The sequence below is a fragment of the Streptomyces sp. NRRL F-5727 genome (assembly GCF_000719555.1).
Taxonomy (GTDB): domain Bacteria; phylum Actinomycetota; class Actinomycetes; order Streptomycetales; family Streptomycetaceae; genus Streptomyces.
In genome coordinates, this window is sequence record NZ_JOGX01000072.1 from 15,185 (window position 1) to 30,904 (window position 15,720).

Annotated in this window: 11 protein-coding genes; 7 read left to right on the forward strand and 4 right to left on the reverse strand. The window is 76.3% G+C overall.

Features of this window, described 5'->3' with window-relative positions; all coding sequences use genetic code 11:
* Nucleotides 1-11: 11 nt before the first annotated feature.
* From IF73_RS0132220 to IF73_RS0132245, 6 genes are all read left to right on the forward strand, one after another.
* Entirely contained in the window at nucleotides 12-3,647 is a 3,636-nt protein-coding gene (locus IF73_RS0132220) for a DUF4132 domain-containing protein (protein WP_234338403.1), read from the forward strand.
* Nucleotides 3,644-4,735, forward strand: coding sequence for an ATP-binding protein (locus tag IF73_RS0132225; protein WP_031014048.1), 1,092 nt, complete (start codon nucleotides 3,644-3,646; stop codon nucleotides 4,733-4,735). Before IF73_RS0132220 ends, IF73_RS0132225 begins: the two co-directional genes overlap by 4 nt.
* Nucleotides 4,735-7,044 (forward strand): DUF5682 family protein, encoded by a 2,310-nt coding sequence (locus IF73_RS0132230; RefSeq protein ID WP_051717529.1) that lies wholly within the window; start codon nucleotides 4,735-4,737, stop codon nucleotides 7,042-7,044. The genes IF73_RS0132225 and IF73_RS0132230 overlap by 1 nt, the downstream gene beginning before the upstream one ends.
* Nucleotides 7,041-8,192 (forward strand): VWA domain-containing protein, encoded by a 1,152-nt coding sequence (locus IF73_RS0132235; protein ID WP_031014050.1) that lies wholly within the window; start codon nucleotides 7,041-7,043, stop codon nucleotides 8,190-8,192. The genes IF73_RS0132230 and IF73_RS0132235 overlap by 4 nt, the downstream gene beginning before the upstream one ends.
* A complete protein-coding gene (locus IF73_RS0132240) occupies nucleotides 8,189-10,186 on the forward strand; it encodes a hypothetical protein (protein WP_031014051.1) in 1,998 nt (665 codons plus the stop codon). The genes IF73_RS0132235 and IF73_RS0132240 overlap by 4 nt, the downstream gene beginning before the upstream one ends.
* A 137-nt stretch (nucleotides 10,187-10,323) precedes the next feature.
* A complete protein-coding gene (locus tag IF73_RS0132245) occupies nucleotides 10,324-12,123 on the forward strand; it encodes a BCCT family transporter (protein WP_078868372.1) in 1,800 nt (599 codons plus the stop codon).
* Nucleotides 12,124-12,155: 32 nt separating this feature from the next.
* On the opposite strand, the gene IF73_RS0132250 is transcribed toward IF73_RS0132245, so the two are convergent.
* Together IF73_RS0132250 and IF73_RS0132255 are read right to left on the reverse strand one after the other, a co-directional pair.
* The gene (locus IF73_RS0132250; protein WP_031014053.1) at nucleotides 12,156-12,746 is read right to left on the reverse strand and encodes a TetR/AcrR family transcriptional regulator; all 591 of its coding nucleotides are present in this window, start codon (nucleotides 12,744-12,746) and stop codon (nucleotides 12,156-12,158) included.
* A gap of 195 nt (nucleotides 12,747-12,941) precedes the next feature.
* Nucleotides 12,942-13,730 carry an IclR family transcriptional regulator gene (locus IF73_RS0132255; protein ID WP_031014054.1) on the reverse strand — a complete coding sequence of 263 codons (789 nt, stop codon included), beginning with the start codon at nucleotides 13,728-13,730 and terminating at the stop codon, nucleotides 12,942-12,944.
* Between the two features lie 156 nt (nucleotides 13,731-13,886).
* Here IF73_RS0132255 and bla point away from each other — a divergent pair, with 156 nt between their 5' ends.
* Nucleotides 13,887-14,846: a class A beta-lactamase gene (gene bla / locus IF73_RS0132260; protein ID WP_031014055.1), complete on the forward strand. Its 960-nt coding sequence runs from the start codon at nucleotides 13,887-13,889 to the stop codon at nucleotides 14,844-14,846.
* 5 nt (nucleotides 14,847-14,851) lie between these two features.
* On the opposite strand, the gene IF73_RS0132265 is transcribed toward bla, so the two are convergent.
* Together IF73_RS0132265 and IF73_RS0132270 are read right to left on the reverse strand one after the other, a co-directional pair.
* Nucleotides 14,852-15,322 carry a GNAT family N-acetyltransferase gene (locus IF73_RS0132265; protein WP_031014056.1) on the reverse strand — a complete coding sequence of 157 codons (471 nt, stop codon included), beginning with the start codon at nucleotides 15,320-15,322 and terminating at the stop codon, nucleotides 14,852-14,854.
* Nucleotides 15,323-15,385: 63 nt separating this feature from the next.
* Nucleotides 15,386-15,583: a hypothetical protein gene (locus IF73_RS0132270; protein WP_199806757.1), complete on the reverse strand. Its 198-nt coding sequence runs from the start codon at nucleotides 15,581-15,583 to the stop codon at nucleotides 15,386-15,388.
* Nucleotides 15,584-15,720: the final 137 nt, after the last annotated feature.

Consider the following 15,720-nt stretch of genomic DNA (forward strand, 5'->3'; position numbering starts at 1 on the left):
TGTGCGGAGCAGTGATCGACGAGAGCAATGCGGGAGGGGCCGTGCGCCGCTGGGAGCACGCCGGGGACGGCGCGGGGAAGTTCTGGGAAGCCGGTGCGGAGGGCACCGCGGTGACCGTCCGGTTCGGCCGGATCGGCACGGCGGGCCAGACCCGCGTCAAGGACCTCGGCACGGTGGAGGCCGCCGAGGCGTACCTGCTCAAGTCCATCGGCGAGAAGGAGCGCAAGGGGTACGTGGCCGCCGGCGACGGCACCGCCGTGGCGCCGCCCGCTCCCTCCGGATCGGTCGGCGAGCCGTCGCCGGCCGAGGCGTCCGACGCCCCCGTCGTCCGTCCCGACGAGACCGCCTTCGTCCTGCCCGACGCCTGGAAGCGGCACCTCCGCCCGCGCCGCGGAGGCACCCCCGTCCCGGTTCCGGCACCCGACCCGAAGGCGCCGGCCCGGCTCGCCGAATGGCGCTCCGCCCGGCGCGCCGAGGTCGACCGCGCGCTCGACGCCGGCCGGAGCGACCCCGAGCTCGTCGCCGCCGCCCGCGCCCACGACGCCGGCAGCCCCGACCCCGTCGGCGCCGCCGTCCTCGCCGCCTTCCTGCCCCACGGCGCCGAGCGGCGCACCGTCGCCGACGCCTGGACCCTCACCCACGGACTGCCCTTCGCGGCCGTCGCCGCCGTCGAACACCTCGAATGCCGCCGCCTCTGGGTCCAGGGCACCCGGAGCAGCGTGGTCGGCGGCATCGAGGCCGCCGCCGAGGACGAGGCGCAGTGGCAGCACGGCGAGGCCCACACCGTCCTCGAACGGGTCCGGGCCCTCCTCGCCGTCGCCGACGACGCGACGTACGCGGCCGCCGTCACCGCCCTCGCCCGGCACCGGACCAGCCCCCGCCGCCGCGTCTCCGTCTCCTTCCTGGTGCCCACCGAGCGCGCCTGGACCGACGAGTGCGTCGCCGACCCCGCCACCCGCGACCACGTCCAGATCCCGGTGCGGGACATGCTCGTCTGCTCCCTGACCGCCGACCAGCTCGCCGGCTACGGGGGCCGCGTCGACCTCGGCTGGCGCGGCTGGGGCGCGGCCACCGTCGCCACCGTCGCGGACGGCGTCGGCACCGCCGTGGCCCCCTTCCTCATCGCCGAGACGCACCGCCAGTACCTCGGCACCGACGACCTCAAGGCGCTCGCCGCCGCCCTCGCGGAGCTCCCCTCCGACACGGCGTTCCAGGGGCTGGTCGACCGCGTCGGCGACAAGCACGTCCGCGCCGAACTGGCCGCCGCCGCCCGCCGCTTCCCCGTCCGCGCCCTCCGCCTGCTCGCCCTCGCCGCCCGCGAGACCACCGCCGACAGCGCCCTGGTCCGCCGGATGCTCACCGGACACGTCGCCACCCACCGCGCGCTCGCCCTCGACGTCCTGCCCGAACTCCCGGCCGAGGCCGCCGAGATCGTCGCACCGCTCACCCGCGCGCAGGACACCACCGAGGACGCCGCCCCCGCCGACCTGCCCGCGCTCCTCACCAGCCCCCCGTGGACCGTGCGGCGCCCGGCCGTCAAGCCCCGCGTCGTGACCGGCGCCGTCGCCCCCGCCGGCACCCGGGTCGTCTGGCGGAACGAGGAGCGGCGGGCCTGGGCCACCACCGAGTCCTGGGTGACCGGCTGGCAGCCGTACGAGCCCATGGAGACCCTCGTCGACAAGCTCCTCCGCGGCGACCTGCACAACTGGCACACCGTCGGCGTCCTCGTCAACGGCCCCGCCGACCGCGTCCGCCCCTTCCTCGCCGACTGGGACGGCATGGACTACTGCTACGACGGCGCCGAGGTCTTCAAGCCGCTCGTCGCCGCCCACGAGGAAGCCGCCCTGCCGCCCCTGCTGCGCATGGCCCCGCACCACCCCACCGCCATGGCCGAGGTCATGCTGCCCTACCTCGACGTCCGGGTCGCCCGGCTGATGGCGAACTGGCTGCACCGCCTCAAGACCGCGGGACGCACCGCCCGCACCTGGCTGCACCGCCACGGCACCGACGCGGCCCGGCTCCTCGTCCCCGACGCCGTCGGCGCCGCCGGCCCCGAGCGGACCGCCGCCGAGGGCGCGCTGCGGGCGATCGTCGCCGCCCACGGCCCGGACGGCGTCCGCACCGCCGCCAAGGAGTACGGCGAGGAGGCCGTCGAGGCCGTCGAAGCGCTCCTGGCCACCGACCCGCTGGTGACCGCGCTGCCCGCCCGGATGCCCCAGACGCCCGCCTGGCTCGAGCCCCGCGTGCTGCCCCGGATCCGGCTGCGGACCGGCGCCACCCTGCCCGTCTCCGCCGTCGCCCACCTGATCACCATGGTCTCCGTCTCCAAGCCGGGCGCCCCCTACCCCGGCCTCGCCGTGGTCCGCGAGCTGTGCACGCCCGCGTCGCTCGCCGAGTTCGCCTGGGGCCTCTTCGAGGAGTGGCGGGTCGTCGGCATGCCGCCGAAGGAGGCGTGGGCCCTGCACGCCCTCGGCTGGTTCGGCGACGACGACACCGTCCGGGAGCTCACCCCCGTCATCCGCGCCTGGCCCGGCGAGGGCGCCCACCACCGGGCCGTCGAAGGGCTCGACGTGCTCGCCGCCATCGGCACCGACAGCGCCCTGCTCCACCTCCACGGCATCTCCCAGCGCGTCAAGTTCAAGGCGCTCAAGCAGCGCGCCCAGGAGAAGATCGCCGAGGTCGCCGACGACCTCGGCCTCACCGCCGAACAGCTGGCCGACCGGCTCGTGCCCGACCTCGGCCTCGACGCCGACGGCAGCACCGTCGTCGACTACGGCACCCGCCGCTTCACCGTCGGCTTCGACGAGGCCCTCAAGCCGTTCGTCCGGGACGCCGAGGGCCGCCGCCTCAAGGACCTCCCCAAGCCCGGCGCCCGCGACGAGACCGAGCGGGCCACCGCCGAGCGCAAGCGGTTCCTCGCCCTCAAGAAGGACGTCCGCACCATCGCCGCCGACCAGGTCCGCCGCCTGGAGGCCGCCATGGTCGACGGCCGCTCCTGGACCGGCGCCGAGTTCCGGCAGCTGTTCGTCGAGCACCCGCTCGTCTGGCACCTCGCCCGCCGGCTCGTCTGGAGCGCCGAACAGGACGGCACCACCACCGCGTTCCGCGTCGCCGAGGACCGCACCTACGCCGACGCCGACGACGAGCTGCTCACCGTCGCCGACGACGCCACCGTCACCCTCCCGCACCCCCTCCACCTCACCGACTCCCTCGGCACCTGGGCCGAACTCCTCGCCGACTACGAGATCGTCCAGCCCTTCCCGCAGCTCGGCCGGCCGCTCCACACCCCCACCGAGGAGGACTCCGCGAGCGCCCGCCTCACCCGCTTCGAGGGCGTCACCGTCCCCGTCGGCCGCCTCCTCGGCCTCCAGAAGCGCGGCTGGGAGCGCGGCTCACCGGAAGACAACGGGGTCGAGCGCTGGTTCTCCCGCCGCCTCGCCCCCGAGCGCCACCTCGTCATCCAGCTCGAACCCGGCATCGCCGTCGGCATGCTCGACGAGTTCCCCGAGCAGACCCTCGACACCGTCTGGCTCGACACCCAGCCCGGCGACCACTGGGGGAGCCGCAGCTACCCGCTCCGCCTCGCCGACCTCGACCCCGTGACCGTCTCCGAACTCCTCACCGACCTCACGGAGCTGACCTCGTGACCACCCCCGACGCGCTCCAGCGGCCGCCCGCCGAGGTCCGGTACGCCGAGGAGCTCGCCGCCCTGCGCGCCGGCGACACCGACCCGCGCCCGCCCGGCTGGCAGCTCAGCCTGCGGGCCGCCCGCCGGTTCGTCGTCGGCGACGAGGAGCACGGCATCAGCCGCAAGTTCGTCGGCGACACCGCCCTCGTCGAGCGCGCCCTCGTCGCCCTCGCCACCAACCGCGGCCTGATGCTCGTCGGCGAACCCGGCACCGCCAAGTCCCTCCTCTCCGAGCTGATCGCGGCCGCCGTCGCCGGCGACTCCACCCTCGTCGTCCAGGGCGGCGCCGCCACCACCGAGGACCACATCAAGTACTCCTGGAACTACGCCCTCCTCGTCTCCGAGGGCCCCTCCGAGCGGGCCCTCGTCCCCGCCCCCATGCTCAAGGGCATGGCCGAGGGCCGGCTCGTCCGCTTCGAGGAGATCACCCGCTGCCCCCTGGAGGTCCAGGACTCCCTCCTCTCGCTGCTCTCCGAACGGGTCGTCGCCGTCCCCGAACTCGACGGCCCCGCCGGCATGGTCTTCGCCCGCCAGGGCTTCAACGTCATCGCCACCGCCAACACCCGCGACCGCGGCGTCAACGAGATGAGCGCCGCCCTCAAACGGCGCTTCACCTTCGAGACCGTCTTCCCCATCCCCGACCTCGACACCGAACTCGCCCTCGTCGAGGCCGAGGCCGGCGCCCTGCTGCGCCGCTCCGGCGTCCCCGTCGCCCCCGACCGGGACGTCCTCACCGTCCTCGTCACCACCTTCCGCGAACTCCGCGCCGGCACCACCCGCGACGGCGCCCCCACCGACCGGCTCTCGGCGGTCATGAGCACCGCCGAGGCCGTCTCCGTCGCCCACGCCGTCGGCGTCCGCGGCTGGTTCCTGCGCGGCGGACCCGGCGACGCCGCCGACCTCGTCACCTGCCTCGCCGGCACCGCCGCCAAGGACAGCCCCGAGGACCTGGCCCGCCTCCGCCGCTACCTCGAACAGCGCGTCGCCGGCCGCGGCGGCGCCCCGTGGAAGGCGCTCCACGCCGCCCGCCACCTGCTGGCCGGCTGATGACCGTCACGTACCTCGGCGTCCGCCACCACTCGCCCGCCTGCGCCCGGCTCGTCGCCCGGACCGTCGAGCGCCTGCGCCCCGCGTACGTGCTCGTCGAAGGCCCGTCCGACCTCGACGGACGCCTCGACGAGCTGCTGCTCGGACACGAGCTGCCAGTCGCCGTCTTCAGCCACTACCGCGACGACGAGCGGGCCGCGACCTCCTGGACCCCGCTGTGCGCCTACTCGCCCGAGTGGATCGCGCTCACCGCGGGCCGGGCGGCCGGCGCCGAGGTGCGGTTCATCGACCTGCCCGCCTGGCACCCCGCCTTCGCCGGCCGCGCCAACCGGTACGCGGACGCCGAACTCCGCTACGCCGAGGCCACCGCCCGGCTCCGGCACCGCTTCGCCGTCGACTCGACCGACGCCCTCTGGGACCGCATGATCGAGGCCGACCCCGACGCCCCGGACCTGGCGGAACGCCTGGACGCCTACTTCGACGCCGTCCGCGGCGACCCCGAGGCCGACGCCGCCGACGCCTCGGACCAGGCCCGCGAGACCTACATGGCCGCCTGGATCCGCGCCGCCCGCGCCGCCGCCGGCGACCGCCCGGTCCTCGTCGTCACCGGCGGCTTCCACCGTCCCGCCCTCCGCCGGCTGGCCGAGACCGGCCCCGGCGGCGCGGCGGAGTGGCCGGCCGTGCCCGCGCCGCCCGAGGGCTCCCTCAGCGGCAGCCACCTCGTCCCGTACTCCTTCCGGCAGCTGGACTCCTTCGCCGGCTACGAGTCCGGGATGCCGTCCCCCGCCTACCACCAGTGGCTGTGGGAGGACGGCCCCGAAGCCGCCGGCCGGCGACTCGTCCGCACCGTCGCCGACCGGCTCCGCGACCGCGGCCACCCCGTCTCCACCGCCTCCCTCGTCGCCGCCCGGGCCTCCGCCGCCGCGCTCGCCGCCCTGCGCGGCCACCCCGTGCCCGGCCGCCTCGACCTCCTCGACGCCCTGGCGGGCGCCCTCGTCACCGAAGCCCTCGACGAACCCCTGCCCTGGACCCGGCGCGGCCCGCTGACCCCCGGCGCGCACCCGGCGGTCGTCGAGATGGTCGCCGTCTGCGCCGGCGACCGCGTCGGCCGGCTCCACCCCGACACCCCCGCCCCGCCCCTCGTCCACGACGTCGCCGCCCGCCTCACCGCCCTCGGCCTCGACGGCACCGCCCCCGTGACGCTCCGGCTCACCGACCCGGCCGGACTCGACCGCAGCCGCCTCCTCCACCGGCTCCGCGTCCTCGGCATCCCCGGGTACGAGCGGACGGCCGGCCCGGCCGACGGCACCGACCCGGTCGCGGAGGAACGGTGGGAGCCCCGCCCGGCGGCCGGCCGCGACGCCGCCCTGGTCGAGGCCGGCGCGTACGGAGCCCGCCTCGACGACGCCGCCCTGGTCGCCCTCGGCGACCGCGCCCGCGCCGCCGCCGACGACTGCGCGGCCCTCGCCGGCGTCCTCTTCGACACCGTCGTCTGCGGCGCCACCGACCTTGCCGGCCCCCTTGTCACCCGCCTCCGCGCCGGGCTCGCCGCCGCCACCGCGCCCGGCCCGCTGGGCACCGCGCTCGCCACCGCCCTCGGCCTGTGGCGGCACGACCGCGTCTACGGCGTCGCCCGCGACCCCCTGCTCGCCGCCGCCGTCGACACCGCCGTCACCCGCGTCCTCTGGCTCGTCGAGGGCACGGCGCCCGGCGGCGCCACCGGCCCCGACCGCGCCCGGCTGCGCGCCCTCGTCGCTGTCCGCGACGCCCTCCTGCACGCCGGACCGATCCTCACCGTCCCCCGGGACGCGGCCGCGGACGTCTTCCGTCGCGTCGCCGCGGACCCGGCCGCCCCGCCCGACCTCCGCGGCGCCGCCCACGGCCTGGTCCGCGTCCTCGCCCGGACCGCGGAGTCCGGCGTCGCCGAGGCCGTCCGGGCCGCCGCCGCGCCCGCCGTGCTCGGCGACTGGCTGGCGGGGCTCTTCGCCGTCGCCCGCGAGGAGGTGGCCGCGGAGCGGGCCGACGGCGACCCGGGAGCGCTCGTCGGCGTCCTCGACGACCTGGTCGTCGCCATGTCCGACACCGACTTCCTCGTCGCCCTGCCCGCCCTCCGCGAAGCCTTCGCCTGGTTCCCGCCCACCGAGCGCGAACGGATCGCCGCCCGCCTCATCGAACGGCGCGGCCTGCGCGGCTCCGCCCGCGCCCTGCTGCGCACCCCGGCGGACCCGCTGGCCCTCGCCCGGGCCCGCGCACTGGAGGACCACGTGTCACGCACCCTCGACGACCTCGGCCTGGGGGCCGCCCGATGACCGCCCCGCACACCCCCGGACCCGGACCCGACGCCGGACTCGAACGGTGGCGGCTCGTCCTCGGCGCCCCCGCCGAACGCTGGACCGGCCCCCTCGGCCCCGAGGCCGCCGCCCGCGACGCCGCGCTCGACTGGCTCTACGGCCGCGACCCCGACCAGGCCCGCCGCGGCGTGCGCGCCACCGGCCGCGAGGGCGGCGACGGCCCCTCGACCGTGACCCCCGTCGACTGGCTCGACGACGTGCACCGGCTCTTCCCCCGCGAGACGGTCGAACGGCTCGAACGGGACGCGGTCGAGCGGTTCGAGATCCACGAGATCGTCACCGACCCCGCCGTCCTGGAGCGCATCGAACCCGACCAGACCCTCCTCCGCGCCGTCCTGCGCACCAAGCACCTGATGAACCCCGAGGTGCTGCGGCTGGCCCGCCGCATCGTCGAGACCGTCGTCCGCCGGCTGACGGAACGCCTCCGGCCGGAGGTGCGGCGCGCCCTCCACGGCACCCGCTCCCGCCGCCCCAGCAGACTGCCGCTCGCCCGCGACTTCGACTTCCGCGGCACCGTCCGCGCCAATCTCGCCCACTACCGGCCCGAGGAGCGCCGCCTCCTCATCGAGCGGCCCCGGTTCCACTCCCGGACCCGCCGGCACGTCGAGCGCTGGCAGCTGATCCTCCTCGTCGACCAGTCCGGCTCCATGGTCGACTCGGTCATCCACTCCGCCGTGACGGCCGCCAGCCTGTGGGGGCTGCCGGGGCTGACCACCCATCTGATCGCCTTCGACACCTCCGTGGTGGACCTGACGAGCGACGTCGCCGACCCGGTCGAACTGCTCATGCGGGTCCAGCTCGGCGGCGGCACCGACATCGCCCGCGCCGTCGCCTACGCCACCGGCCTGGTGGACAATCCGCGCCGCGCGATCGTCGCCGTCATCAGCGACTTCTACGAGGGCGGCGACCGCTACCGGCTGGTGCGGGGCGTCCGGGCCCTGGTGGAGCAGGGCACCGTCGTGCTGGGGCTCGCCGCGCTCGACGAGGAGGCCCGGCCGGCCTACGACCGGGAGACCGGGCAGCTCCTCGCGGACGCCGGCGCCCACGTCGGCGCCATGACCCCCGGGCAGCTCGCCGAGTTCGTCGCCGAGAGGCTCGGCCGATGACCAGGACCGACCTCCTCGCCCTCGACGCCGAAACGCTCGCCGCGCTCACCAACCGGGGCCTCGTGAAGCGCGCCGCGCGGGAGCTGGCCGCGGGCTCGGGAGCCACGGTGACGGCGGAGCCCGACGCCACGCTCACCGGCCGCTTCCCCGACGGCACCACCGTCACCCTCGCCCCCGGCGCCGGACTCGACCGCGGCACCTGCACCTGCGCCGCCCCCGGCGTCTGCCGCCACCTGATCGGCCTGGTCCTCGCCCACCAGCGCGCCGCCGAGGCCCCGGACGCCCCGGACGCCCCGGCGGCACCGGGACCCGCACCCGAGGCGCCCGTCTGGCGGCCCTGGTCGCCCGGCGACACCGGGGACGAGGAACTGACGGCCGCCGTGGGGGCGCGGGCGGTGGCCGCCGCCCGGCGGACCCTGGCCCGCGGCTACGCCGCGCGGCTCACCCACCCGAGCCCCGACGCGCCCGCCGCACGGGCCGAACTGCCCACCTGCACCGTCCGTTTCCCGGTGCGCGACGCGGTGGCGCACGCGGTCACGGACGCCGCCGACGCCGTGCGGGGCGAGGCCGTCGCGCTCGCCGTCTGGGCGTTCCGCGCGGCCGTCGAGGCGGATCCCGCGCAGCCGCCCGCGCGGATCGACGTGGGCGGCGCCGCGCCCGGCCGGAAGGGGACCGCCGCGCTCGACCGGTCCGGCCCGCTCCTCGCGGACCTGCTGCTCGACGGCGCCGCCCACACGGGGCCCGTCCTCCCCGGCACCCTCGGCCGGGTCCGGGACGAGCTCGCCGCCGCCGCGCTGCACTGGCCGGCCGGCGTTCTCACAGACGTCCTCGACCAGCTCGGCGAGTACGCGGGGAGGGGCGCCCGCTTCCGGGCCGAGGAGCTGGCCGCGCTGCTCGGCGAGGCCGACGCCCGGGCCCGGGGCGGGTCCGGCGCGTTCCTCGGCAGCGGCGAGCGCGGGGACACCCCGCTCCGCCGGGTGCGGCTCACCGCCCTCGGCTGCCGGATATCGGGGACCCCCGCCGACCGCACGGCCGAGGTGTACCTCGCCCACCCCGGCGCGGGCATCGCCCTGGTCCTGCGCCGCCGCTGGGCGGTCCCGGAGGACACGGAGCCGACCGGCGCGGTCCTGGCCCGCCGCCGGATCGCCGGCAGCACCCTGGGTGCGCTCGCCACCGGGAACGTGGTGAGCGAGGTCGCCTCCCGCACCCCCGGGCGGGCGGTGACGCTCGGCACCTCCCGGGCGGCCGCCACCGGGGTCACCCCGGTCGGGAACGCCTGGGCCGAGCTGCCCGAGCCGCTGCTCGTCCGGGACTTCGCCGCGCACGCGCGGACCCTCCGCCGCCGCCCGCCGCGCTTCGCCCGCCCCCGCGTGGAGGCGGAGGCCCTGCACGTGCTGGCCGTCGAGGCGGTGGGGGAGACGGGCTACGACCCGGCCCGGCAGGAGCTGCGCGCCACCGTCCGGGACGCCGCCGGCACCCCGGCACGGCTGGTCACCCCGTACAACCCGCACAGCCCCGGCGGGCTCGACGCCCTGGCCGGGGCCCTGTCCGACGGTGCGCCCGGGCCCCGGCTGGTCAGCGGCTTCGTCCGGGTCACCGCCGACGGCCTGGTGGTGGACCCGCTCGGCGTCCGTACCGGCACCGCCACGGTCGTACCCGATCTGGCACCGGCCCCGCGGCGGCCCGCGGCCCGGCTGCCGCACACCGTCCCGCCCGACTCCGGCGACCCCGTCGCGCTCGCCCTGGACGGCGCCCTCTCCGCGCTCGCCACCGTCACGGTGCACGGTCTGCGCCGGCTGCCCCCAGGGGCCCGGACCGCGCTCTCCGACGCGGCCGACGCGCTCGCCCGGCGCGGCCTCACCACCACCGCGGAGCGGCTCCGGCGGGTGCCGGCGGCGCTCGCGGAGGAGGGACCGGAGGCCGCGGTGCGGCCCTGGCTCGACGCCCAGCTGCGGCTGCTCACCGCCGTCGAGCTGCACGCCCGCGGCGACTGAGGCCGCGCCGACGACCCGGCCCCGGCCAACGGGTCCGGTCCCGGGGCCTGTTGGTCCGCCGAGTTCGACTCCGCTTGTGATACAGCCTTACCAGGACATGAGAAGTTTGTCCCGTTTGGCGGGGAAAGGGGTCGCAGATGGCGCAGGACGGACCAGGGCCGGACGGCCGACCGCACGGCGGAGCCCCGGGCGCGCGAGGCCCGGGCGGCGGCAGACGCCGGAGCCGGTGGGGCGGCCTGCCGGTGACGGCGGACCTGCCCGATCCGGCCGGCCGCCACCCCGCCCGAACCGACGTGGTCGTCTTCGGCGTCACCGCCGTCCTCACGCTCGCCTTCGTCGTCTGGGGCGCGACGGCGACGGACAGTCTGGAGTCGGCCTCCAGCAGCCTGCTCGACGGGCTGATCCGGGACGGCGGCTGGGCGTTCATGCTGGCCGCCTCCGGCTTCGTCGTCTTCGCGCTGTGGCTGGCGATCAGCCGGTACGGCCGGATCACCCTCGGCCAGGAGGACGAGGGCCCGGAGTTCCGCACGGTCTCGTGGATCGCGATGATGTTCAGCGCCGGCATGGGCATCGGCCTCATGTTCTACGGCGTCAGCGAGCCGCTCGCGCACTACGGCACCCCGCCGCCCGGCACCTCCCCGGCCGACTCGGCCGAGCGGATGCAGACGGCGATGGCCACCACGCTCTTCCACTGGACGCTCCACCCGTGGGCGATCTACGCCGTCGTCGGGCTGGCCATCGCGTACTCGACCTTCCGCCGCCGGCGCCGGCAGACCATCAGCGCCGTCTTCGTCCCGCTGATGGGCGAGCGCCGGGCGTTCGGCGGGCCCGGCCGGGTCATCGACATCCTCGCCATCTTCGCCACGCTCTTCGGCTCCGCGGCCTCGCTGGGCCTCGGCGCGCTCCAGATCGGCAGCGGCGTGGAGGAGCTGGGCTGGCTGGAGAAGACCGGCACCGGGCTGCTCGTCGGCGTCATCGCGGTCCTCACCGTGGCCTTCGTGCTGTCCGCCGTCTCCGGCGTGGAGAAGGGCATCCAGTGGCTCTCCAACATCAACATGGTGCTGGCGCTGCTCCTCGCCGTCTTCGTCTTCGTCGCCGGACCGACCATCATCGTCCTCGACCTGCTCCCGACCTCCCTCGCCGCCTACCTCGGCGACCTGCCCCAGCTGGCCGGCCGCACCGAGGCCACCAGCGGCGAGAACATCCACGACTGGCTGGGCAGCTGGACCGTCTTCTACTGGGCGTGGTGGATCTCCTGGACGCCCTTCGTCGGCATGTTCATCGCCCGGATCAGCCGGGGCCGCACGATCCGTCAGTTCATCGGCGGCGTCATCCTGGTGCCGAGCACGGTCAGCCTGGTGTGGTTCGCGATCTTCGGCGGCACGGCGATGCGGCTGAGCGAGGAGGGCCGGCTGACGGGCGAGACCACCCCGGAGGGACAGCTCTTCGGGCTGCTCCAGGAGTTCCCGGCGACGGGGGCGATGAGCCTGCTCGTCATGGTCCTCGTCGGCATCTTCTTCGTCTCCGGCGCGGACGCCGCCTCCATCGTCATGGGCACCCTGTCGCAGCGCGGGGCGCTGGAGCCGACCCGCCCGGTGGTGGTCTTCTGGGGCGTGGTCACCGGCGCCGTCGCCGCGATCATGCTGCTCATCGGCGACGGCCAGGGCGACGCCCTGGCGGGCCTGCAGAACCTGACGATCCTGGTCGCCGCCCCGTTCGTGCTGGTCATGATCGGCATGTGCGTGGCGCTCATGCGGGACCTGCGCGAGGACCCGCTGATCGTGCGCGGCCGGGTCGGCAAGGAGATCGTCGAGGTCGCGGTGATCGCCGGACACGAGAGGTACGACGGCGACTTCGAGCTGCGGATCGGCCCGGGCACCGCCGACGGCTCCCCGGACGGCCCGCCGGCCCACGCCGGGACGCCGGCCCCGGACTGACCCGGCGCATTGCCGGTGGGGGAGGACCGCGGTCAGGGGCTGATGGAGCGCCAGATGCGGTCCGGGAGGACGCGGGCGGCCTCCTCGAGGTCGACGTCCTCCAGGGTGAGCCAGCGGCGGGCCATGCCGATCACCGGGCCCAGGACCAGGGACTCGATCACGGGCGTGGGGAGGTCCGCGATCGCACCGGCCTTCCGGTGGCCGTCGAGCCACAGCTCGATCGGGGTGAGCCGGGCCTCCTGGTTGTCGCGGATCTCGCGCGCGCCGGCCGCGCTCTCCTGGTCCGCGAAGGGGGAGTGGAGCAGCCGGGACGCGGCCGGCTGGGTGCGGACGAAGTCGAGGTAGGCGCGCACGACGGCCTCGATGCCGGAACGGGCGTCCTGATGGGAGACCAGGGCGGTGCCCAGCTCGCCGAGGAGACGGCCGAGCCAGCGCAGGGCGAGGGCGCTGATCACCCCGTGGAGGTTGCCGAAGTGGTGGTAGACGCTGCCGGTGCTGACCCCGCTCACCCGGGTCAGCGCGGAGACGGTGAGGCCGGCCTCGCCCTCGCGCGCGTACAGGTCGAGCGCGGCGTCGAGGACGCGCTCGACGGTGACTTCTCCGCGCTGCTGCTTCCGGCTCATCGAGCGGGGTGCCCCTTACGTCGTGTGCCAACCCTGGCCTGCTTCTTCCGTACCTGGTCAGCATAGGAGGCGCGGGCGCCGCCGGACCCCGCCCCGCCTCGGGGCGGGGCGTCCGCGGAGGTTCGGGCCGGCGCCGGCGCGCGCGGCGGCCACGAGCGGGGCACCCCCGCGCCGGAGCTCCCGGCCGGGGGCCGGTCAAGGCTCGTGGCCGTGGGCGGCGACCGCGAACGTCTGGGAGATCAGCACCTGTTCCGCGCGCTGCTGGAGGCGGTCCGCCAGAACGCGGAGCCGCGCCCCCTCGGCGGCGGGGATCGACAGCGCCACCGCCGCGGTCTCCGCGCCGACGGTGATCGGCACCGCCGCGCACGCCGTCCCGACGGCGTACTCCTGGTGTTCCAGGACCGGCAGCCGTCGCGGCAGGGCGGCGAGCCGCTGCTCGAAGTCGCGCCGGAGCCGGACCGTGTGCGGGGTGAGCGCCGCGACCGGGTGGCGGCTCAGATGGTCGCCGCGCTGCTCCGGCTCCAGCTGCAGCAGCAGGCTCTGGCCGGCCGCGTGGGCGTGCGCCGTCGCCCGGAAGTCGGCCCACTCCTCGACCGGTGGTCGGTCCGGGTTGTCGGACACGGCCCCCAGCTCCACCTCGCCGTCCCGGTACTGGACGAAGTAGACGGCCGCGTCCAGGTCGAGGCTGAGGGTGTCCACCCACGCCTGGATCCCGAGCGCGGGCTCGTGGGTCGCCGGGCCCACGTCCCGGCGCAGCGGCGCGACGAGCGTGTAGACACCGTTGTCGTTGCGGATCAGGCCCTCGTGGACCAGGGTCCGCAGCAGGTGGTACGCCGTCGGCAGCGGCAGCACCGCCTCGCGGGCCAGCTGCTTGGCGCTGCCCGCGCCACCGCGCCGCTCCAGCTCGTCCAGCAGCCGCACGGCCCGGCGCACCGACTGGATCAGGGTCGGTGCCGTGCCGCTCTCCCCCTCGCGATATGGCATGCGTGTCCTTTCACAACGCGCGGAGCACTGTGCTCCGGGTCCATGATCGGACAGTGAACCCCGAATCACATACCGTCAGGTAACCGGGGTGTCGGAACCACTCTCGCCCCCTCCGCGGGGTGTACTGCGGAAACGATCACCTTCGAAAGGACGTTCGTGAACTCCCAGCATTCCGGCGCCTCCCGCCGGACCGCTCTCGCCCTCGGTGCGGGCACCGCCCTCACCGCCGCCCTCGGCCTGGCCGGCGCCGGCTCCGCCCAGGCGTCGACCCGCCCGTCGACCAGCCGGTCGAGCCGGCCGGCCGGCCGGACCGAGGAGCCGGTCGTCGCCCGCTTACGCGCCCTGGAGGAGCAGTACGACGCCCGCCTCGGCGTCCACGCCCACGACGTGTGCACCGGCCGCACCCTCGCCCACCGGGACCGCGAGCGCTTCCCGATGTGCTCGGTCTTCAAGACCCTCGCCGCCGCGGCCGTCCTGCGCGACCTCGACCACGACGGCACCTTCCTGGCGCGCCGCCTCACCTACACGGCCGACTACGTCGAGCGCTCCGGCTGGTCGCCGGTGACGAAGGACGCGGACAACATCGCGCGCGGCATGACGGTCGCCGGACTCTGCGACGCCACCATCCGCTTCAGCGACAACACCGCGGCCAACCTCCTCCTGCGCGAGCTCGGCGGCCCCACGGCCGTCACCCGCTTCGCCCGCTCCCTCGGGGACCCGGTCACCCGGCTCGACCGCTGGGAGCCCGAGCTGAACTCCGCCGAGCCCTGGCGGATCACCGACACCACCACCCCGCGCGCGATCGCCAGGACCTACGGCCGGCTGGTCCTCGGCAAGGCCCTGGAACCGGCGGACCGCGCCCTCCTGACCGACTGGCTGCTCCGCAACACGACCAGCCTGCACCGCTTCCGCAAGGGCCTGCCGGCGGACTGGACGGTCGCCGACAAGACCGGCGGCGGCGAGTACGGCGGCAACAATGACGTCGGCGTCACCTGGCCGCCGGACGGCGGCCCGATCCTCCTCTCCGTCCTCACCACCCGGTTCGAGCCGGACGCCGAGGGCGTGGACGAACTGGTCGCCGCCGCCGCGGCGATCGTCGCGGAGGAGCTGCGCTAGGCGGATCAGACCTCGGGGGCCATGTCGTACGTGATCCACATCGTGCGCGTGGCCACCTGGTCGTACTTGGAGCGGGCGCGGTGGTTGTCGTCGGCCGTGATCCAGCGGACGACGCTCCAGCCGCGCTCCGCGGCGATCCCGCGCAGCGCGGCGAGCAGCAGGTCCGCCGCGCCGGTGCCGCGGCTCGCCGGGTCGACGAACAGGTCGTCGAGCCAGCCGCCGACCGTCGCGGAGAGCGGCCGGGCGAACGGCCGGAAGTGCGCGAGCCCGACGAGCCGCCCGTCGGCGCCCTCCGCCACCAGCCCCTCCACCTCGTGGGCCGGGTCGTGGAGCCACGACCAGACGAGCCGGGCGGCCTCCTCGGTCTGCTCGACCCGGTAGAACTCGGCGTACCCCCGGTACAGGGCGCGCCACTGGTCGAAGTCCTCCTCGTGGACCGGACGGACCCGGACGGCAGAGGCGTCGGCGACGGGCATGAACGTTCACTCTCCTCACGCACCGCGCCCTGCGGTGCGTGACCAGTGGATCATGCCGCCGGCTCAGCGCTTCAGCGAGGAGGGCTCGGGTCCGATCAGGGGCAGGTGCTCCCGGAGCGCCTTCGCCCACGCGCCGCCGTAAGAGGAGGGCCGCACCTCCTTGACCGCGACCTCGCGGTGCAGCACCCGGTCCCGGGCCCGCCACGCGAGCCCCATCCCGCCGCCGCGGAGCCGGTCCACCTGCGCGAACCGTCCGTCCACCACCCGTGCCTCGCCCCCCCAGCCGTCCCGTCCGCCCCGCCCGGTCGCGGGTCCGGGCCGCACCCTGCCACAACCGGCCCCGGCCGCGCGGCGGTTGACCCACGCACGGCCGCCCCCCCGGCCGCCCCCTCCGGCCG

What these genes read in the sequence shown, in the direction of transcription:
- IF73_RS0132230 (WP_051717529.1), top strand. Translation starts at nt 4,735, where the DNA reads ATGACCGTCACGTACCTCGGCGTCCGCCACCACTCGCCCGCCTGCGCC.
- IF73_RS0132265 (WP_031014056.1), bottom strand. Translation starts at nt 15,322, where the DNA reads ATGCCCGTCGCCGACGCCTCTGCCGTCCGGGTCCGTCCGGTCCACGAG.
- IF73_RS0132235 (WP_031014050.1), top strand. Translation starts at nt 7,041, where the DNA reads ATGACCGCCCCGCACACCCCCGGACCCGGACCCGACGCCGGACTCGAA.
- IF73_RS0132245 (WP_078868372.1), top strand. Translation starts at nt 10,324, where the DNA reads ATGGCGCAGGACGGACCAGGGCCGGACGGCCGACCGCACGGCGGAGCC.
- IF73_RS0132255 (WP_031014054.1), bottom strand. Translation starts at nt 13,730, where the DNA reads ATGCCATATCGCGAGGGGGAGAGCGGCACGGCACCGACCCTGATCCAG.
- IF73_RS0132250 (WP_031014053.1), bottom strand. Translation starts at nt 12,746, where the DNA reads ATGAGCCGGAAGCAGCAGCGCGGAGAAGTCACCGTCGAGCGCGTCCTC.
- IF73_RS0132240 (WP_031014051.1), top strand. Translation starts at nt 8,189, where the DNA reads ATGACCAGGACCGACCTCCTCGCCCTCGACGCCGAAACGCTCGCCGCG.